The sequence below is a fragment of the Vibrio sinensis genome (assembly GCF_003605645.1).
Lineage (GTDB): Bacteria > Pseudomonadota > Gammaproteobacteria > Enterobacterales > Vibrionaceae > Vibrio > Vibrio sinensis.
Map to the genome: position 1 here is coordinate 1 of NZ_QVMU01000001.1, position 20,782 is coordinate 20,782.

Genomic DNA, 20,782 nt, shown 5'->3' on the forward strand with positions numbered 1-20,782 from the left:
AATCCTAATAGGAACGCTTGCTCACACCTATCTAATCTTACTAGGACTGCTCTCTGAAGTTCTTGATATTCATATGAAATTTCAAGCCAATACAGTTAAAAATAGAAGAGTATTAAGTTACTTCACCCTTGGGAAACAAGTATTAAAAAACAAATATCTAGTTATAACAATGTCATCTTGGCGAAGAACTATAAATACCTTCTGCCAAAAAATACAGTTGGCTCAAGAGCTTAGGATTTAAGTTTGTGGGGATCCCTCAGGGACAGGCACCATAAAGTAAGCAAAGTATGAATTGCTGTTAACTCTGTTGTAAGTTGACGTATTCAATCTTGCCGTTGTTTGTCGTCTATTTATGCTGAATGAACAAAGCACAACAACCGAAATTCAATGATGACGACAGCCAGAAAACAGCAAATCTCAGTCGATGTAACACCGTATTACCATTGCGTTTCTCGCTGTGTTAGACGCAGTTTTTTATGTGGTGTTGACCCGCTAACTGACCAGAATTACGAGCATCGCCGTGACTGGATAGAGCAAAAAATATATGCGTTATCTCAAGTCTACTGCATTGATATTTGCGCTTACGCAATCATGAGCAATCACTATCATTTAGTCATTCATATCAATCGAGATAAGGCGCAAGCGCTGTCCGACTATGAGGTGGTAGAGCGCTGGCAACAAGACCATAAACTTCCAGCTTTAATAGAACGTTGGTTAAGCGGACAATTGGCCTCCGATATAGAAAAAGAAGCGTGCATAGCGATAATCAATTCTTGGCGCGCACGCTTGTGGAACCTGAGTTGGTTCATGAAAGAGCTCAACTTTGATATCGCTTGCCAAGCCAATAGGGAAGATGAGTGCCGAGGGCACTTTTGGGAGAGTCGCTTTAAAAGCCAAGCTTTGCTAGATGAACAGGCTTTAGTCGCTGCGATGGCCTATGTCGACTTAAATCCATTAAGAGCGGGTGTAGCTACAACGCCAGAAACATCGGAGTTCACTTCTATTCGGGCGAGATTAGAGGCCTTAAACCATCAGCAAGAAACCGCATCTTGTCTTCACCCATTCATCGGAAACCTAACCAATAGCAAACTAGACGGTATCCCATTTCGCTTAATGGATTATATTGAATTGGTTGACTGGACTGCGCGTCAATATCGAGAGGGAAAAGCTTGTTTAAACATCACGTCACCGCCAATCTTACAACGGCTCAATATAAACCAAAGTAATTGGCTAAGAGCTTGCACTGAATTGGAAAAGCATCGGAGTTCTGCAGTGGGCTGCATTCAGGATTTAAGAGCAGTTAAAAATGCTTTAAATAAACAACGGATACAGCTATTTCGCTTGGATGGATGAAATAATTCTGCCACTAGTGTATACCTAAAACAAATCCCTCAAATCATGCCAGGCTAGTTCCGGTATCTTCGTTTTCGCACTGTTAGGCACTATACTTTTATAACCCACCCCAATGTAGAACAATTGTCAATTGTGGTCAGAAAGTTGAAAATTATAGATTACTTATTAAGTTTATAAGTGTCTGTCCTTATAAAAATGTTAGCTTTATAGTGTGTGTCCTTACAAAAAATGCCAGTCGTGAACTGACTGGCATTACTCGCTAACGAGTACTTTCGATAATCAAGTAAAACGCTTAGTGTTGAACTGGCGTGCTGATATAGAGAGTTTTGTTTAAAGTGATAGTACTTGGCTCAAGTTCAAAGTTCCAATTACCAACGATTGGTGTGTGATATCCACCCTCCACAATAAATTCGACAGTCTTATTAGTCTTCTTCCAGATTCGTACCAATCCCTCTACATTGCTAGTTCGGATAATGCTGTGTGCAACCGGGTCTGCACAGCCAGGCAAGAACTCACCCTCATTCAAAGTGATTTTGTACAAGGTACGATTTGAATCAATATGAAAGTCATCAGCATAAACACTGTCTACATTTAAGGTCGCAGTTTGGTTAGCAAGGGGATGCGGAGTATCTGATGGAGTTACGTCGATTTCTACCGGAATACGAATGCTCAAATCATGATCAGTTGAAAGTACGCTTTTATCGAGAGTGAAATCAATGAAGTTCACAGCACGATGGTCTAATTCTCCCGAAATACGGTAACTGATTGTATTTGCGCTGGCACGATAAGGGCGAACAACATTGTGAGTTGAGAGGTTAGTAGCGTCGCGCAGTGTGTTGACGTTCGTTGTGTTTAATGTTGCTCCTTCTAACTCAATATGCAGTTGGAAACCATATAAAATGTGCTGATAGGGAAGAACATCATAATTAACTTTAATCATTGGTACATTGATGCCATAACGTTCAGCATCTTGTGCGGAAAGGGTATATTCGTGAGCTAGTGTTGGTTGAGCCAAACTTAGAGAGAGTGCTGAAGCAATAAATAAGGCAGTAAACGACTTATTGGTTTTCATGATCACACCTTTGTTGGAGATTTATTAATTTAACAAGAGAGTCTGATCAGCAAATTGCGTGAAAACCCTTGATCTCGCAACTGTTTAGAGAAAGGTGAATGCAATATTGAGATACTGGTGCAAAACGTCGATGGATGGTAGTGTTGTAGCATAATGTTCTGCGAAGCAATCTCACAATCACTCTTTATAGTTATGGTTCACTAGAAGAGGAAAGAGAAGCTCATTAGTGAGTTAAAAGACTTAAAAGGACAGGCACAAAATTAAAAGGACAGACACTGAAAAACGTTACAAAGTCAGTAAAAACGCTCGAAATATCGGGGCTTAGAATGCTTGTTCTCTTTAAAAAGCAAGTATTAAGGTGCCTGTCCTCTTTAAACAGAAATACAAATAAAGGGACAGTCACTACAAAGTCAGTAAAGTACGGAGCATCTGTTTAAGGAGATATGTCTAACTTTACGGTGTTTTGAATTTGATTGGCTATTCTCTATTTTCTTGGCGCTCAAAGTACAAACCTTACTGTTATTCCAACAAATGCGTGATCGCTGGCTTGTTTGTCTCGTTCATAGATTGGGTTAATTAAATGTTGATCCAGTACTTGATATGCTGTGACTTCCGCCATGGAGTATTGTGAATTTGGCTGGAATTCTTGTGAGAGCAAAATGTAATCCAGCACGTTACCTTTGGCAAAATGATAGTGGGTAGGGCTACGTTCAATTTCGGGTTTATTTAGGCTAAAGATATCCCAACTATCTTGTAGTTTCAGGCGCTGTGGTGGCTGTTCGATATTGTGCGTAAGCAAACCGGTAATATCACTGACGAGTGGCTGGTTCATATCGCCCATGAGTACGGTGGGTATCGGATGTTTTTGGTAACTTTGTTCCATGAAAACCCGTAGCATCAAGGCTTCCCAGCCTCGTTGTTGGCTTGATAGCCACTGCCCAATCATTTGATGGCTATAGTCAGGTGATACACTATCCGTCGCCCGCTGTGACTTTAAATGGCAGACATAGACGGCAACTTCGCCAATTTCCGGCACGTCGATAATCACAGAAAGAGGTTTTCGGCTAAATTTAGGGGTCACAGTCGAATAGTTTTGTTCGATTATTGTGGGTGGTGTGACTGTTTCAACAAATGTGATTGGGTACTTTGAAGCGAGAGCTACCACCGGTTGAGAGTAGATATATTCACTTTCAATATGTGGCTCATCAATGCATGCGAAGTGAGGGTAGCCCAATGTTTCGAACAGAGCCCGAGCCGCCTCAACGCTGAATACTTCTTGAACTCCAACCACATCGGCATTGAGTTGTTCAAAATGTAATGCTATCCATCTGCATTTCTCTTGCCATGCATCACTTTCATAAATATTTTCGAAGTCATAAAACGCACCAGGCGGTTCTATGAAATTAAATAGATTTGCGCTAGCAAAGGTGAGGGTTTTATCTGTAATCAATGGAAATTCCCTACTAACAGCGGTTGGTTGCTAGTGTAATCAAAAGAGGAACAAGTTACGCAGAAAAATTAATGTTTTGTTGCTTTCTATTGTGGCGATTATTTTACGAATGAGAGCATTGCCCTAGAATCTGATTACAAGAGTATCACGACTAAGTGATTGGATTTGTGCCACAATAGCAAACAGGTTGATGATAAAAAGGCATTGAGATGATTGATTTTAAGAACTCGTCGGTATTTAAGTTGAAGCCGATTGAAACAGAAAAAGCCAGAGAAGACTTTCACAAGTTTTTGATCGATGGGGAGTATATTTCCAGTGCGTTTAAGACTGTCCGCGATCAAGTAATTTTTACTAATAAACGAGTGATTGCCGCCAATGTCCAAGGTATTACCGGCTCTAAAGTGGACTATACATCATTGCCTTACAGTAAGATTAACGCGTTCTCTATCGAGACTTCAGGTACCTTTGATTTAGACTGTGAAATTGAGCTATATCTTAGCGAGTTGGGGTGTGTTCGCTTTGAAATAAAAGGTTCATTCGATATTGTCCAACTCAATCGTATGATCAGTGAATACGTTCTTGCCTAATCACTTTTTGTCCCTCTATTGGTTTGCAAATAAAGCAAGACGATGATTAGGTGATTGAGACAAAACAAATAATGGCTGATTAGAATGATTTTCTATACTTCATTTTGATACTCTATTACCAATATTATTGGTAATAGAGTATCAATGAATGTCGTTAAGTATAAGGACCCATATGTTAACGTTTACTAGTCGATGGGCTGCGGTTTTTATGTCTCTCATTACGGCGCCTGTTGCGCTAGCGGATGAGAGCCCTTTATCTGCCCACAAAGATAATTATCTGCTACCGTTTTATCAAGAATCTAAAGTTAACCAAAGCCGCTATGAGCCGCTCAATCCCAATGGGCATGCCGCAAAAGACACCTTTGTTCAGTTTCAGATAAGCATTAAATATCAACTGTTAACGTTTGATGAGGATGGTCTGTTCATTGCCTATACTCAGCGTTCCAATTGGGAAGCATATGATGATTCGGCTTATTTTCGAGATGATCAATATAACCCCGAGATTTTTTATCGCGTTAATTTTGAACCATGGCAGTTGTCGCTAGGGTTTGAGCATCAATCAAATGGTGCTGGTGGAAGTGATGAAGTGAGCTGGAATCGTACTTACTTAGATGCAAAGTGGGCGTTTGATTCGGGTTTTATTCGCTTTAAGCCGTGGCTAGATGTTGGTAACTTGAAGTACAACCCAGATATTACTGATTATCTTGGTTACGGTGAATTGGAATTTGGCTGGCTACCCGTTGGTGAACATGAATTGACACTAACTTTAGCAAACCTTTTTAGCAAAGATTGGGAACGTGGCTTTTATCGTTTGTCGTGGAGTTTCCCTTTATACCAAGGGTTGCACGCGTATATGAAAGCAGAAACTGGTTACGGGTTGACGATTTCTAATTACGATTTCGACGAAAGTGCTTATGGTGTTGGGTTAGCCTTTAATTTCTAATATTTACTACCATATTGGTTTGTATCGCACGAACTGATTAAAGAAAATGGAGCCTTGATGGGCTCCATTTTTGTCATCAGTTTGCTAATGAGTGAACTGAGTTAGGCATCTGTATTTGGCTTAGGTCTGAATAACGCTAATAAAGGTATCAAACAGAAATACGAGAACATTAAGAAACCAAAGGTAAACACAAAAGCTGATAACGTTGATTGCTGATGAACTAGGTTTTGAATTTGCGCTAAAAAGGACGGATCAGTCATCGTTGTCCCTTGAGCATGCGCAGCTTGCTGTAGTAAAGGATTATCCAGAGAAAGTGAACCCCCTAGTTCATTCCATTCTTTCTGCTGAATGCGCGAGAAGTAAGTGTTTACGATAGAAATTCCAAACGACCCACCAATAGTACGACATAAGTTAAAGACAACAGCGCCACCGATGGTATCTTTCGGCGCGAGAGTCGCATAAGCTAATTGGCTTAATGGAGCAAAGACTAACCCCATTCCGGCACCTTGAATAATACTCGGCAATAAAATCCAATAGATATCGATGTTCATCGAGTACTGAGTCATTAAATAGGTGCCAATGACGTTCAGTGTCAAACCGATGACAATCAACAGCCGTGCATCAATTCGGTCCATGTAACGTGCTAATGCCAACAGTACGACTGCAGCGGCTAAACCACGGGGGGCCATTAGAAATCCCGTTGTTTCAACGGGGTAATTGAGCAACTGCTCAAGCATCATTGGTTGTAATTGGGTGATGCCAAACATCCCCATAGAAAAACCAGCCATAACAATGCATGACATGGCTAAGTTGCGATCGCGAAGCAGCCATACTGGGGCGATATCGCCCTTAGTATAGATGGATCGTGCAACAAAAAATACAATCGCTATACCGCTAATAATCGCAGCTAAAAGGATCTCGTTCGATTGGAACCATGATTCTTCATTACCACGGTCGAGTACCATTTGTAGCAAGCCAATGCCTATTGTCATGGCAATTACTAATGGCCAGTCAATCTTACTTGGACCACGACCATCAAGTTTGACGAAGAAATAAAGTAGGGCTAGGCAGATTGCACCAATGGGCATATTAACGTAGAAGATCCATCGCCAGTCCATATTTTCAGTGATAATCCCCCCTAAAGTAGGTCCCAGTATTGGGCCAAGCAACACACCAACACTAAACAGTGCCATTGCTTTACCGCGCTGACTTTTCGGATATATCTGCACCATAATTGATTGCGATAGTGGGATAACGGATGCACCAAATGCGCCTTGCATCACACGAAAGGTGACCATTTCTACAATGCCGTCCGCTTGACCGCACATTGCGGAAGTTAATACAAAACCGCTGACGGAAATAAGCAGCAAACGACGAACGCCAAATTTGAGCGCTAGAAAGCTCGCTAACGGAATGAAGATGGCCTCCGCCATAGAATAAGAGGTCAGAACCCAAGTGACTTGATCGGAAGTCACCCCCAAAGCGCCCATCATGTGTGGGAGCGCTACGTTGGCGATAGTCATATCAAGCAGGACCATTATCGCAGATAACATCACAGCCAATGTTACCAACTTACGGGCACCCTCACTCATTACATGAGCTTCTTCCTCTTCGGAAGCTGTTTGTGCTAGTTCCGCCATATTACTGCTCTTGTTGGCTTGATTGGTCGTGACTGGCGACTGTATTGATGGTTACAGTGGCGCTTGCCCCAACACGTAAAGGAAAATTGGGATGCTCAGCTTCGTTGCTTAGATGAATCAAAATTGGGAAGCGTTGTGGCACTTTGACCCAGTTGCCGGTGGCATTTTCCGGTGGAAGTAATGAAAAAGACGAGCCACTAGCAAATGAAACCGCTTCAACGGTACCGTGATATTTCGCATCAGGATAGAGATCCAATTCGATCGTCGCTGGCATGTTAGTGGTAATGCGTTCAAGCTGAGTTTCTTTAAAGTTAGCTTGTACCCAGAATGTATTGTCTTCAATGAGTGGAACCATTGCCTGACCGGGTGAAACAATACTGCCGATATGGGCGCTGAGCTTCCCTAAATGGCCGTCTTTAGGCGCAAAGATATTGGTATAGGAAAGTGACAATGTTGCCTGACTAAGGGCAGCAGCAGCTTTCTTGACTTCAGGTGCCGCTGTACCTTGTGCACCTTGCGCTTTGATCAACTGCGACATTTTGGCACGAGCAGCAATCACATTTTCCTCTGCACTAGAGAGTTTTGCTTTAGCATCGTCAAGTTGCTGAGCTGGCAATAACTGTTTTTTAACCAGATTACTTATGCGGCGATAAGTCGATTGGGCATCAGCGAGTAAGGCAACGGTGCTTTTTACGTTGGCGCTGGCTGCAAGAATGGCATCATCACTAGCGGCATTACTTTGGATTGCTATTTCATAAGCGGCGCGAGCTTCATCGAGCTGAGCTTGAAAAGGGGCTGGATCAATTTGATAGAGAAGATCGCCTTGGCTAACAGGTTGGTAATTCGACACGTTTACGCTAATAATTTTGCCACTGATTTGCGGTGCAATATAGATGATATTGGCGTGGACATAGGCATCATCCGTACTTGGGTAGTTTTTTTGATGCTCTACATAGAAGTAGCTAAGGGTGACAAGAACCGCTGCACTAATAGCTGCGATAATGATATTGCGAACAAAATGGGAAGTTGACGGATTTTCACTCATTGTTATAAACCAACTAGGTTAGTCGCCCTTTAATGGACGTTTGAAATTTACGCAGAACTGCGCAGTTACAATTGCTTACATAAATACTAGACCTAGTTCTCAAACCTAACAATGGCTTAAGTTAAAAAAGTAGCATGTGAATTGGTACGTTTATTTTACACTTGTAAAATAAAGTAGCTCTCGTGTATTGATACGAGAGCAGGATGGTTACTTCTGTCTCAGTCCCATACGGCAAAGTTGGCGGAAATCTTTTGGGCTTACGTCGGTATGGCGTTTAAAGAATTTAGTCATATTCGTTGCTTCGTTAAAGCCAAGTTGTTCAGCTATATCAGCGATAGAATACTGACTAAAAGCGAGTTGACGTTTGGCTTCGATTAGCACTCGTTCATCAAGCAGTTCTTTGACACTAATTCCAGCATTATCTTTGGCCAACTTATCTAACTGCTTGACGCTTTTACCCATCGAAAAAGCGATTTCTGTCACCGATGGACGTAAGCTAAAGTGCTCATCGATGTGGTTTTTAAGGCGGTAAAAATCACTCGCGCCCAACTGATTTTGCTGTGCGTTGCGTTTGTAGATTGGCACGATAGTTTTTAACAATACCGATCGTAGCAAGCTGCGGATGATCTCGCCACGAAATTCAGATTCCGAGTAGAATTCATTCACCATGATACGGAATAGCGCATCAATATCTTCACTGATATTGTGAATACAGTTCACTTGTACTAAGGCCGCAATGATTGAATCGAAATAGGGGTCGTGGCCATTTTCAGCGAGGAAAGTACAATTAAATGGCATCACAAAGCCATCAACGGTGCGATTTTTAGCAAAGGCATGAATTTGATTTTTTCCTAGTGTTAGTAGAGTACCTGCTCGGACTTGATGCTGCTGGTGGTCAACATAATGCAGTCCCTTGCCTTCTGTGATGTAGATGAGAGCGCTAAAGTTGAGGCGATGGTGACGTGACACTTCTTCAATCCCTCGCTCAGCATATAGATCTGAAATTCGGAAAAGATAAGGATTGGTTAAACCAGATTCAGAGCGCATTCGCTCTAGAGGGATACTTTTACAATTCATAGTTAACATAAAAGGAGCTTAAGATTAAGCTCCTGAAATTCTTCTTAATTATTAATATAAATGTGCTAATAGGACTAGTATTTTTCTAGCGCCATATCTTCGGCCATCTGCTTATAGTCGATTTTGGGCTTACTCTCTACTACTACAGGTGCTTTTGTTACTGGTTTGGTCACAGTATGCAACAATTGCTGAGTTGTTTGCTCATTGCTTAAACTAATGAAGCTAGTTGAAAGTTGCAAAACAATTACTACTGAAGCTAAACAGTAAAATGCCATCGAGATATGTTGTCTCATGATTATTCCTTATCTTGTTTAATGGCTTCGTTGTTCACTGTGCTTTTTCTCGGCGCTTTGTGTCTATTCTGAGGTGTTTTTCTACCTTTCTGGTTGCGTGCCTGTTTGAACCAGTTTTTGTTGAATACCAAAAAATCTGTCATGGCATTAATAGGGCATAGACTTTGACACCAAGGACGACGCACTATCAATGAAGTTAAGATAATCATCACAGTGAGCACAAATAGATACATGCCACCAATCATGCCAAAAGCAATGCCAAAGGGTTCGTAAACGAAAGCCGCAGGGTTACGGAAATACGCGCCTAAACATAACGTCACCAACAGTAATACACGTGGGAACCAAATAAAGAATTGATGACGTACTGGTGATGATTTGGCGTTGCCCACTTTAGCGAGGCATTGTTGTACAGCGCCAAATGGACATAGACTTTGACAATATACATTACGATTGTAATAGAAAATATAACCGATACTGAGTGCTATTAAGATAAATGGTGTGTAGTTGGCAACACCGGAAATCCATGATCCGTCAATTAAACCACCAATCGTTGAGGCGGAGTAGAGTGAAGCTGAATGGAAGCCGAATAATAGTGTTGAAGTTGCTAGTAACACGACATTCATTTTCACCTTGTGCTTAGAGCGTGTACGGTTGACCCAGATCGCCACTGCAAATAAAATTAAGGCTGCAGCGTCGAGCCATTTGAAGTAACTCCATACAGATGTCTGTTCAGAAAGATGATAACCAAAAATGATTTCACGAATTGGATCGGCAGCTTGATCAAGAGCGTGAGTGTAGGCATCGGAGGTCAGTGTTGCACCTGAAATTGCATCAATGTGGATTGAAGTTTTTATATTCTTGCCCAGTAGGGCCTCGGGCAATTTTTCTTCGACGACTTTGTCAAAATAAGATGATGTTTCTTTTGAGGACAGTAGCGAGATGGTTTCGACTTCACCTGTATGGCTAAAGACAGCTCCGACAGTGAGTTCACCACCGTAACCAATGCCCGTCCCAAAGCTGACCCACTTGGCGTTTTTATCAGCGTCTGTCCCTACTAACTTATCACCGTCTGTCCTTACTAACTTGTATACGTTTGGGGATATTTCGAGCAACTGATTTTCTGAAGATACGATATGCTCAAAAAATTGTTGTTGGGAATTATTTGGTCGCAAGCCACCTAAGTACCAGGCGACAAGCAGCAGTAAAATCGACAAGATGCTGAGAATCTTCTCGAAGTGTTTATTTCGATTTGCAGTTTTTGGCTTTTTTATAGACATAAATTAAACAAGCCACGAGAAGTTTATATTCAGGTGACTTGCTCCTTAAGATAGTGCTAAAAAACGATAGATAGGATTAATGTGCCGTTTTCGGTTTGAGAGCAATTAACACACGCAATAGAATTGCGCCGCCAATAATAAGCCCAGTACCCGCAAAACCAAGGAAGTACCAACCCGCTAAGCCTTCATTTTCACCGAGTAGAGTAAAGGCACCTGCGACAGTTAGAATGATGGAAGCCCACCAACTGCCAACCAATGCCCACTTCCACCAGTTCATGCCTAGGTTAAATTGCTTTGCCCATTGATTGGCACCAGCAAAAACTAACACTTGTAGTGCACCAAACGCCATCCAAAATAGAGGATCAAGTACCGTTGATTGTGGAAACATTAGAAGCCCTCCCAGTTACCGTCGTATTCCCAAGTTTTCTCAACCTTGAGGTAATTTTCGCTGCGCATCCACTCTGGTGGTTGGTGGTAGCCAGCAAAGCGGCCGCCATTCCAATCGCCATGGTAGGCTTCGGCCTCAGGGTAATAGAAGAAGTTATGTTGCATTGCTAACAGCGTTTTACGAGTCATGCCAGTTGGGTCACGAGGATCGGTTTCTTTTACCAATGCGTGGATCCAGTTGTTCTTACGCGTATAAGGACACACAGCGATACACACGCGGCAACCCATTGCTGTTTCGGTTGGACCTTGACGCCACATTGTCCAGCAACTGTCTTGGTTAAAATCAAATTTGCGATAACCACGAACAACGACATCGGGCTTATCCACCTTGCTGATTGAGCCACTAGGGCAGGAGTCAGCGCAGATCTTACACTCTTCACAGAAGTGCTTAACTTTAGTGTCGATTGGCTTATCCGCCTCCAGATCCAGTTCAGTTATTACCGCCGCTAGGCGGATATTTGGCCCCAGCTCTGGCGTTAACAAAATACCATTTCGCGCCGCTTCACCCATACCCGCTTGGATGGCAAGCGGTGGTACCACGATTTCGTAATCTGACCCCGGCCATTGTGGACGTGCTGCATACCCCAATTCTCCAAGGAATGCCGCCATTAAACCTGAAGCATTTTTGGCGCGGAAGTAGCCATCATAAGAGGTAGAGTAACCAATAGCAGCGTACATTGGATCCCAGTTCATTGGCGTACCAAAAATGATCACATTCTTCCAATGTTTCGGTACGGATTCGTCCCAATCTGGCATACCACGCATGGTGTTTTTGAACATGAAGTTAGGATCCATTTTAGTAATACCAACAATGCTCATACCAAATTTGAATGCCATTTTCTTAATTAGATCAGATGCATGTTTTGGCGATTTAAATTCTTGCTTAGTGCGTTTAACCCACTGGAAATCGACATCATCTGGGTGGCCTTTTGGACTTGGTGGAAAGTCACTCTTTACACCACGCATGTAAGCCGCAGAGTATGCCCAGCCAAGTGCAAAGCGAGAGCGATGTTGTTCAAAGTTTTGCGCATGCTCTGCTTTTTCTTCAAAGGACTGATACATATCATCCCAACGTTCAGGGTAACGAGAATAGTACTCACGCACTCTTTCATTGGGAATTTCACGCCAGTCTTTGGTCGGCACCCAGCCGTTTTTTATTTCTGCGCCCAGCACTCGCGTGCGGTGGAACAAGAAATCACTCCACTCTGGACGAGTTAGTTCGCCGGCTACTTCCATAGTTGGTGCCACATCAACTCGAAACGGCTCACGGTTAAAGTACATGTCGTGGCCTGATTCAGTTCGGCCCCAACCAACATTAGCATCAGGATCTCGCCCTAATACAAATCCAGCCCCAGCAGCTGCGCCAATTGTCGCGGTGGCAGCGGCTACGCCGCCCAGCTTCAAAAAGTCACGGCGAGAGGTATCAGCTACGCCTGATTCAACTTGCTCTTTCACATTAACTCCAGATTTCTAATTATATTTCTACTAAATCAAGGCTCAGCGCTTTATTGATGGTATTAAGCTGCTCTCGATAAGTTATTTTGTAATGTCCTGCTAGCTTATTCAGCTCAACCATCACCAATTGAGCATCAGCCCATCTTTCGGTGTGGAAGTAGCATAGGAACAGTTGCTCTAAACACCATTCATCGTGTGGTTCAAAGATCAATAGTTGTTTGATGTCGTCCTCAAGATCGTGATACTGGCCGAGATCGGCTTTTACTCGGGCACGAATGCTAACTACGTCATAACTTTCTGGTTTTAGAAGTAAGTAATGATCGAGCGCATCGAGAGCTTCTTCAAAGCGACCGTTTTGATGCGCAGTAATACCGGCCAAACGTACTAGCTCAATTGATGAAATATCGTTGCTGAATGCGGTATTGATCCACTGATCAGCTTTATCGTTTTGACCAAGTGCTAAGTAAGAACTAACGGCAGTGATGTAAGTGGAAACCAATGATTTATCACAGACGAATGCTTGTTCTGCGAATTTAGCTGCCAGCTCAAATTGGCTATCTTGATAATAAAGACCAGCAAGGTTTTGATATCCACCTATAAAATCAGGAGCGATATCGATACAGCGCTGAAATTGCTCAATCGCCAATTCGCTTTCATTCATATAGAGAAAGTTAAAACCCAAATGACAATAGACCATCGGGTTTTGGGCATTGAGTTCAATAGATTCTTGTAACATCGCTTTGGCCATTTCGTAATCACCAAGCTGCTGGTAGACCAACCCACATTTACTTTTGAATTCATCGTCAGGAAGCTGAGCTTTATATAGGTTAGTGGCAATCATAGCGAGTTGACACATCTGCGCTGCCATTAAGGTTTCAAAGAGAAACTGCAACTGAGATTGGGTGATTGAGATTGATTCAAATAGCTCACTTAGCACGAGAGTAAAGCTTTCATGCTCTAACCAATCGAGTTGATTTTTGTCTTGCTCTTGGCCACGTTGGCCAAATTGCGCATTCAAAAACATCAAACGGTCGTTGAGCTTTGGTTCAACGTCTTGTAGTGATGGGAGTGAAGGGAGTTGGCTATTGAGGTATTGATATAGTTCGAGCCATTTACTGCTAATCATGCATAACGTCCTACTTAAATTTCAGCGTTAATATTGAGTATTTTGTTAGTGGCTAAAAGGTCGTATTTACCCCTTAAGAGGTAGTTTTATTCCCTTTGAAATCAAACATGATTTTGATCAAACTCTATTGTGTCTAAATCATGAGCGTTGTGGATAGGAAGATGTAAGAGGGTTGTAGTTAATTGGAAACAAGGTGGAAACCCATTTCGAAATGGGACCGTGAAAATAAAAGAGGCAGCGTTAGGCTGCCTCTAATCTAAATACTCTTAACGAGTGTAAATATTATTATCTAGCTAGTTTAGCCTTTGATATGATCAAGTTCGTAGTCAGCTAAAATACCTTTCGCTTTGATGATGTCTTCAGCGTCGCCATGCACAATCACAAGGAATTTGTCAGCTTTAATTGCAGAATCGTATTTTACGATGCTGTCTTTAGGAATGCCGATACTTGCTAGTGCACCACCGATAGCGCCTAAACCACCTGTCACTACAGCACCTTCAATCGCACCAACGAAAGTCGACACAATAGGACCAGCAACCATTAGGGCACCAACGCCAGGTAGCCAAAATAGACCTGCACCAACTAGTGCACCCCATAGACCGCCCCAAAATGCGCCTGTTTTACCCCATGTTTTAACACGGTCACCGGTGTTGTAAAAACCCGCTACGTGTTCTTCACTGTGATAGCCTTTACCCAAAATTGAGATTTTTGATACATCGTATTTCTCACTTTGCAGTAATTTAACGACTGCTTCAGCTTCTAGGTGAGTATTTACGACTGTGATGATTTTTTCTTGTTGTTTCATATCATATCTCCATTTTGAAATTTGATGTTTTTATTTTAATTTGCGTTTCAACGTTAATGTCTCTGAGTTGATACTCCCACCAGCGCCATTTTAGATAAACTGATATTTTTGAATTCTAAGATCTTATTTATAGATTATTGGTAAGGTTAATATTAATAGATTGTGAATGTTCATTTTCTATTCATAATTCATACATAATCTTAAGTAGTAAAAAGTGATATATTTAAATTTTTTTGATAGGCGAGGATTTGATGATAATTAGTGACGTTTATACTTAAATTGGATTTTCTTATGCTGTTTGCGTCACTTATTTTAGGATAATAGTTATAACCCTAAAATAAGTCATTAGGTCAATGTAATTGACCTAATGATCCCTAGCTTGGTTATAAATTATTGACGTTTTCTTCAATGATAGATTTTAATGAATCCCAATATTCTCCAGTATCCAATGGAAGCATGCTAAAGTGGCCACAGTTCTTAAATAGAATGAGTTCACAATCCCAAGCTTCGGCATAACTTTTAGCCATAGAGTAAGGTACAGTTTCATCTTCTAAGCCATGAATAACAGTAAGTTGTGTTGCTCCGTGTCCACGGCTGATAGGGTTAGCCAGTGACATCTTATTTAAATCTTGGTTGAGGAGTTTTTCAACTTGCTGTGGTTCATTGAGAAGATGATATTGGTTCAAATCCAGTACGCTAGAAATACTGATTGCTTTTTTGGGTCTAATATCGAGTTCTTCGCCTAACAGCCAAGTCATTAAGTGACCACCTGCTGAATGACCAATGATTAATAATTTACTAAAATCTAGATTATGTTCAGTTAAGCTGAAAAGGTATTCAAATCCTGATCTTATATCGCTTAATATTTCTTCCAAAGCAATTGAACCGGTCTCAGGCATACCGCGATATTCTAGATTCCAGATGGCACAATTACGTTTATACTCATTGACGATAGCTTTGGTCGGATAGATATCTAAGGTATTTTTATCTTTCCAATATCCCCCATGAATAACAACGATAATGGGAACTGGTTCATCTGATATAGGAACATACAGATCGCCAAATTGTTTATCATGTTTGCCATAGAAAAATTTCATTTATGAGCATCCTTATTAAAAAGGCTTCTAAAGAAGCCTTTTAGTATACCCGTTCTCCTTGAAGTCGTAGCGATATTGGCTATGTTCGTGAGCCTCAATTACATAGTAGACACATAATAATTATATAGCTCTTCTATGTTTACTCATCACCGCCTGCAACATCCAAGTTTACATAATGATTGGAAAAAGATTATTGGTGGAATCCTGCATTCTGCATTTTATTCAAAACAACTTCTTTTTGGCTTTCTGTGAGTGTTCTGATTGGTAAGCGAGGATTACCAGCATCAATGCCGTGTAATTGCATAGCGACTTTGCCAGCGGCGACACCACCAAACTCGACTAGAACACGGATCAAAGCGATAACAGCATCCATTTTCTTGTTAACTTCTTTTATGTCACCAGCGTTAAATGATTCAATGATTGAGTTAAAATGGTCTGCAGCATAGTTGTATGTACTGCCTACAGCACTCTCTGCTCCAACTGCTAATGCGGCTGGTAGGAATTCATCAACACCCCATGGAATATTAAATTTGCCATCTAGAACTCGAACGCAACGCTGGTATTCGTAAATATCAACATGGTTGAATTTAACACCAGCAAGATTTGGAATTCTCTTATCCGCTTCGATCAAAAATTGCTCCATATCTAACATTACACCAGACATACCTGAATGGTAGTAATAGAACTCTTTTGATGGAGCCGCAGCAGCAACTGTCGCACAGTACTCAACAAGGTCAGCGATTGAACCAGGTTTAAAGAAGCTCGGTGCTATAACGGATGTGGCGAGAATATCTAATGTTTCTGCATGCTTAGTTAATTCGATAGTATCAACGATTGATAGAGCACCAGTATGAAGAATGATATCCATTTTTCCGTTGATGGCTTCAACCCATGCTTCTGCAATGGCTTTACGTTCAGCGACGCTACATTGGATACCCTCACCAGTTGTACCGCATGCGTAGATGCCTTTGACGCCAGTAGCAATCAGATGCTTCGCGATCTTATCGATCTCTGGATAATTTACGCTACCGTCGACATTAAATGGAGTATGTGGCGCTGCAATTAACCCTTTAAGACGTTTCATAGTGGTTTCCTTTGTGGAGTTTTATTTCTAAAATTAAGCAAACTTGTGAAGTTAAACTTTATGCTATAGCGTTTTTAGTCTTTTTCAACAGGGTTATTTTTGAAATGTGATGTAATGATGGTTTTTGTGTTGTGCTTTGACGTTTCTCGTTTTCAAAGGTGAAGCTTTACTTCATTAATCAGATTGGCTGCGTTAATATATTCAGTAGAAAATTAATTATAATTGGATTTTAGTCATGGCTGAGAAGAGAATAAAAACGAACGTTGGAGCGATCATTCCAACGATTAACAGTGTGTATGAGAGTCTTTCTCCAGCTCAAAAAAAGATAGCAGACTTTGTGCTCGAGTCACCAAGTGAAGCGTCAGAGTTATCGGTTTCTGAACTCTCAAAAGTGACTGATTCGAGTGATGCATCCATTATTCGGTTTTGCCGTTACATTGGTTTTGATGGGTTGAAAGACTTCAAAGCTGGGTTAGGTATTGAGATCGCCAAACTGAATTTTGATGACTCTATATTAGACACCGATATTGAGCCAAGCGATGAATCGAGCGTTGTTGCCATGAAGCTAAAGTCTCGATTAGATAATGTTATTTCTGAAACAATTAATCTATTGAATTTCAGTGAGCTCGATAAGGTGGCGGAGTGCATGAGCCAGGCCAAATCCGTTGCTGCTATTGGTGTAGGGTCATCCGGCATTACCGCCGCTCAGGTTAAACACAAGTTCATGCGTATTGGTATGAATGTTGATGCTTTTGTCGATGGACACAACATGTATATGAAAGCTGCCTTGATGAATCAAGGCGACGTTCTCCTGGGGATTTCCCATTCTGGAACAACCAATGAGCTTATTAAATCGTTTAAGATAGCAAAGGAGAGCGGGGTCACGACGGTAGCGATTACACATAACCCTCGTTCTGCGCTGGCTAAGTGTGCGGACTATGTTCTAATTAACGGCAATAGACAAAGCCAACTACAAGGTGACTCAATCGGAACTAAGATTGCTCAGTTATTTGTTGTTGATCTAATTTATAGCGTGTTAGTCAAAACTGACATGACTGATAAAATGAGCAAAAAATCGAGAACCATTAAAGTAGTGGTAAAGTAAAACTTCATATCCAAAGTGGGTAGAGTGAGTATTCTGTCACTCTACCCAACCTCAAATAATCCTACCTATATCTCAGAACTAGCCGATTTGCCTTAGTCCACCTGTGATACTTGTCAATAATTGTTAAAATCCAGATTGAAGTTTTACTTCAAAATATATAGATTGAATGAAAACTTACTTACCAAGGTTTCATTTTGGAGTTTAACTTTATGAAAGCCGAGATCTTATCCAAATTAAAAAGTGGTTTTGTATCATCCTGCCAACCGGTAGACGGTAGCCCTATGGACACGCCTAGTATTGTTGCCGCCATGGCACTTGCTAGTGAATTAGGTGGCGCAGCAGGCTTACGTATCGAGGGAATTGATAATCTAAAAGAAGTCGTAAAAGTCGTCTCAATTCCAGTCATTGGTATTGTTAAACGAGATCTAACTGAGTCACCGGTAAGAATTACGCCTTTTTTAACCGATGTTGCTGATCTATCAGATGCAGGAGCAACAATCATTGCGTTTGATGGCACTGGGAGAGTTCGGCCAAATGATATCAAATCTTTGATTGCTGCTATTCATGCTTGTGATTGTTTAGCAATGGCTGATTGTTCAAATGTCGAAGATGCTCAAACTTGCTTCGAATTAGGTGCTGACATTATCGGTACGACACTATCAGGATATTGCGGCGGAGAAACACCAAAAGAACCTGACTTTGATTTTATTAAATCACTTGCGAATACAGATATGTTTGTCATGGCAGAGGGACGCTTTAATTCACCGGAATTAGCAGCCCAAGCCATTATCTCTGGTGCGGACTGTGTCACGATCGGCTCTGCGATTACACGAATTGAATACATTTGCGAATGGTTCAATGAAAGCATCAGTGAAGCGCGGATTGTCAGAGAGTCTTTATATTGATGAAACAAAAACGCTAATAGCCATCAGTGAAAGTGTCGTAAGTGTAAAACAAATACGCCGACAAAAACGATATCGGGGAAAGTATCAATCTTGTTTAGGGTAGATCTCTAGGCATTAAAAATAAATTGGAGTTTGCATGATTTTAGGGAATTTAAACGATATTAATCTAAAGAATGATATACCAGAGCAAATTTGGAATGCTCTTAAATTTGTTCGAGATAATGATTTAAATAAATTAGATGACGGTAGATACAACATCGATGGTGATAATCTTTTTATCAATGTAATGACCGTTGACTCAGTGTCAAAAGATTCGAAGTCTTGCGAATTACATCGTAATTACGCCGACATTCAAATACTAATCGAAGGTGAAGAATTAATGGAGTATGCCACCTCGAGAGAAGAATTTTTGCCAGTAACTGAATATGATGCTACCAACGATTTTCAATCAATAAATCCGACTGGTGGTGTTTCTACCCTAATTTTAAAACCGAATATGTTTGCTGTTTTTTACCCAAATGAGCCTCATAAGCCGACTTGTTTCATTAATGAAATAAAAACAATTAGGAAAGCAGTGCTCAAAGTACACACTAATTTTTTACAGAAATTAATTTAAGAGGTTTCACTATGTTTGCGTGGTATAAAGAAGTTACATCACCGCAGAAAAAAGCCATATTTTCTGCTTGGCTCGGGTATGTTTTTGATGGTTTCGATTTCATGCTCATCTTCTACATTATGTATCTCATTAAGCCAGAGCTTGGTTTAACTGATATGGAGGGCGCGTTTCTCGCAACGGCAGCATTTGTCGGCCGTCCATTAGGGGGTGCAATTTTTGGTTTGTTAGCTGACCGCTATGGGCGCAAACCATTAATGATGTGGGCTATTGTTGCTTATTCAGTCGGTACTGGTTTAAGTGGACTTGCCGTCAGTGGTTTGACTCTAGCCCTTGCTCGTTTCGTTGTAGGCATGGGTATGGCGGGTGAGTATGCTTGTGCATCAACTTATGCTGTTGAAAGTTTTCCTAAGCACCTTAAAGCAAAAGCAAGTGCGTTCCTTGTGAGTGGTTTTGGCGTAGGTAACATCATCGCTGCTTATTTCATGCCTGCATTCGCAGAGGCATTTGGTTGGCGTATGGCGTTCTTCGTCGGTTTAACACCAATTCTTCTTGTCCTTTATATTCGTTCTAAAGCGCCTGAATCAAAAGAATGGGAAGATGCTAAAAAAGCGCGTGAAGCTTCTGGTGAAGTTCGCCAATACGAGAGTTTCTTCTCAGTATTGTGGGGCGCTCTAAAAGGTCTATTTAATCCAACACAATTGCCACTTACTTTAGTCGTGTTTGTCGTGCTGTTCTCAATCTTTGGTGCAAACTGGCCTATCTTCGGTCTATTACCGACCTACATGGCAGGTGTTGGTTTTGAAACTGCAGTTATATCTAAACTGATGACTGCTGCTGCATTTGGTACCGTAGCAGGTAACATTACGTGGGGTCTACTTGCTGACCGATTTGGTTTGAAAAAGACATTTGTTCTTGGTTTGTTATCGTCTTTCTTCTTCATTATTCCATTATTCATGATTCCAGAAGGTAATAACTTCTTATTAGGTTTATGCCTATTCGGCCTGATGTTTACTAACGTTGGTGTTGGCGGACTTATGCCTAAGTTTATTTATGATTACTTCCCATTAGAAGTACGTGGTTTAGGTACTGGCTTAATTTATAACCTTGCAGCAACATCGGGCACATTTAACTCAATGGCTGCAACCTATATCGGCCTTACGTATGGCCTAGGTACAGCACTGACTTTCGTTGTTTCATTCTGGACCTTTACATTAGTTACGATTATCGGCTTCGGTATTCCAGATTGGCTACTCGTTCGCGCTAACAAAAAACGCGCAGCAAAAGCAGCCCAAGTGGAAGCGGCACAACTTGAAACTGCACAAGTGTTGAAATAAGTGAAATACCAGGCTGTGCGATGTATTCGTCGCACAGTCAAAAAAAATTAGTTTATTTAAAAAGGATATGG

The 20,782-nt window shown here is 41.3% G+C and carries 20 protein-coding genes and 1 pseudogene; 8 read left to right on the forward strand and 13 right to left on the reverse strand.

What is annotated here, in order from left to right; all coding sequences use genetic code 11:
- Together DZ860_RS24595 and DZ860_RS00010 are read left to right on the forward strand one after the other, a co-directional pair.
- Positions 1-241: pseudogene (locus DZ860_RS24595) on the forward strand (hypothetical protein); the annotation flags it as partial.
- Positions 242-390: 149 nt separating this feature from the next.
- Positions 391-1,353, forward strand: a complete 963-nt coding sequence (locus tag DZ860_RS00010; RefSeq protein ID WP_207890585.1) for a transposase — start codon at positions 391-393, stop codon at positions 1,351-1,353.
- Between the two features lie 292 nt (positions 1,354-1,645).
- Here DZ860_RS00010 and DZ860_RS00015 read toward each other — a convergent pair whose 3' ends face one another.
- Entirely contained in the window at positions 1,646-2,425 is a 780-nt protein-coding gene (locus tag DZ860_RS00015; RefSeq protein WP_120028866.1) for a hypothetical protein, read from the reverse strand.
- 499 nt (positions 2,426-2,924) lie between these two features.
- Positions 2,925-3,875: an endonuclease/exonuclease/phosphatase family protein gene (locus DZ860_RS00020; protein WP_120028867.1), complete on the reverse strand. Its 951-nt coding sequence runs from the start codon at positions 3,873-3,875 to the stop codon at positions 2,925-2,927.
- Positions 3,876-4,084: 209 nt separating this feature from the next.
- On the opposite strand from DZ860_RS00020, the gene DZ860_RS00025 reads away from it, so the two are divergent.
- Positions 4,085-4,462 (forward strand): PH domain-containing protein, encoded by a 378-nt coding sequence (locus DZ860_RS00025; RefSeq protein ID WP_120028868.1) that lies wholly within the window; start codon positions 4,085-4,087, stop codon positions 4,460-4,462.
- Positions 4,463-4,634: 172 nt separating this feature from the next.
- A complete protein-coding gene (locus DZ860_RS00030; RefSeq protein ID WP_120028869.1) occupies positions 4,635-5,405 on the forward strand; it encodes a phospholipase A in 771 nt (256 codons plus the stop codon).
- 101 nt (positions 5,406-5,506) lie between these two features.
- On the opposite strand, the gene DZ860_RS00035 is transcribed toward DZ860_RS00030, so the two are convergent.
- The 11 genes from DZ860_RS00035 to DZ860_RS00085 form a co-directional block, all read right to left on the reverse strand.
- Positions 5,507-7,045: a DHA2 family efflux MFS transporter permease subunit gene (locus tag DZ860_RS00035; protein ID WP_120028870.1), complete on the reverse strand. Its 1,539-nt coding sequence runs from the start codon at positions 7,043-7,045 to the stop codon at positions 5,507-5,509.
- Between the two features lies 1 nt (position 7,046).
- Positions 7,047-8,090: an HlyD family secretion protein gene (locus DZ860_RS00040; RefSeq protein ID WP_120028871.1), complete on the reverse strand. Its 1,044-nt coding sequence runs from the start codon at positions 8,088-8,090 to the stop codon at positions 7,047-7,049.
- A 207-nt stretch (positions 8,091-8,297) separates the two neighbouring features.
- Positions 8,298-9,176, reverse strand: coding sequence for an AraC family transcriptional regulator (locus tag DZ860_RS00045; RefSeq protein ID WP_243641779.1), 879 nt, complete (start codon positions 9,174-9,176; stop codon positions 8,298-8,300).
- A gap of 65 nt (positions 9,177-9,241) precedes the next feature.
- Positions 9,242-9,460 (reverse strand): hypothetical protein, encoded by a 219-nt coding sequence (locus DZ860_RS00050; RefSeq protein WP_120028872.1) that lies wholly within the window; start codon positions 9,458-9,460, stop codon positions 9,242-9,244.
- 2 nt (positions 9,461-9,462) lie between these two features.
- Positions 9,463-10,737: an FMN-binding protein gene (locus DZ860_RS00055; protein WP_120028873.1), complete on the reverse strand. Its 1,275-nt coding sequence runs from the start codon at positions 10,735-10,737 to the stop codon at positions 9,463-9,465.
- Between the two features lie 76 nt (positions 10,738-10,813).
- A complete protein-coding gene (locus DZ860_RS00060; RefSeq protein WP_120028874.1) occupies positions 10,814-11,125 on the reverse strand; it encodes a VcrB family reductive dehalogenase putative membrane anchor in 312 nt (103 codons plus the stop codon).
- On the reverse strand, positions 11,125-12,639 hold the full coding sequence (locus DZ860_RS00065; protein WP_120028875.1) for a 4Fe-4S dicluster domain-containing protein: 1,515 nt from the start codon (positions 12,637-12,639) through the stop codon (positions 11,125-11,127). The genes DZ860_RS00060 and DZ860_RS00065 overlap by 1 nt, the downstream gene beginning before the upstream one ends.
- A gap of 19 nt (positions 12,640-12,658) precedes the next feature.
- Positions 12,659-13,765 (reverse strand): tetratricopeptide repeat protein, encoded by a 1,107-nt coding sequence (locus DZ860_RS00070; RefSeq protein ID WP_120028876.1) that lies wholly within the window; start codon positions 13,763-13,765, stop codon positions 12,659-12,661.
- Between the two features lie 298 nt (positions 13,766-14,063).
- A complete protein-coding gene (locus DZ860_RS00075; protein WP_120028877.1) occupies positions 14,064-14,570 on the reverse strand; it encodes a general stress protein in 507 nt (168 codons plus the stop codon).
- A 383-nt stretch (positions 14,571-14,953) separates the two neighbouring features.
- Positions 14,954-15,667, reverse strand: a complete 714-nt coding sequence (locus DZ860_RS00080; RefSeq protein WP_120028878.1) for an alpha/beta hydrolase family protein — start codon at positions 15,665-15,667, stop codon at positions 14,954-14,956.
- Between the two features lie 190 nt (positions 15,668-15,857).
- Positions 15,858-16,751, reverse strand: coding sequence for a dihydrodipicolinate synthase family protein (locus DZ860_RS00085; RefSeq protein ID WP_120028879.1), 894 nt, complete (start codon positions 16,749-16,751; stop codon positions 15,858-15,860).
- A 235-nt stretch (positions 16,752-16,986) separates the two neighbouring features.
- On the opposite strand from DZ860_RS00085, the gene DZ860_RS00090 reads away from it, so the two are divergent.
- From DZ860_RS00090 to DZ860_RS00105, 4 genes are all read left to right on the forward strand, one after another.
- Positions 16,987-17,856, forward strand: a complete 870-nt coding sequence (locus tag DZ860_RS00090) for a MurR/RpiR family transcriptional regulator (protein WP_120028880.1) — start codon at positions 16,987-16,989, stop codon at positions 17,854-17,856.
- A gap of 209 nt (positions 17,857-18,065) precedes the next feature.
- Positions 18,066-18,761: an N-acetylmannosamine-6-phosphate 2-epimerase gene (locus DZ860_RS00095; RefSeq protein ID WP_120028881.1), complete on the forward strand. Its 696-nt coding sequence runs from the start codon at positions 18,066-18,068 to the stop codon at positions 18,759-18,761.
- Between the two features lie 136 nt (positions 18,762-18,897).
- A complete protein-coding gene (gene nanQ / locus DZ860_RS00100) occupies positions 18,898-19,377 on the forward strand; it encodes an N-acetylneuraminate anomerase (protein ID WP_120028882.1) in 480 nt (159 codons plus the stop codon).
- Positions 19,378-19,388: 11 nt separating this feature from the next.
- Positions 19,389-20,711: an MFS transporter gene (locus tag DZ860_RS00105; RefSeq protein WP_120028883.1), complete on the forward strand. Its 1,323-nt coding sequence runs from the start codon at positions 19,389-19,391 to the stop codon at positions 20,709-20,711.
- Positions 20,712-20,782 lie beyond the last annotated feature (71 nt).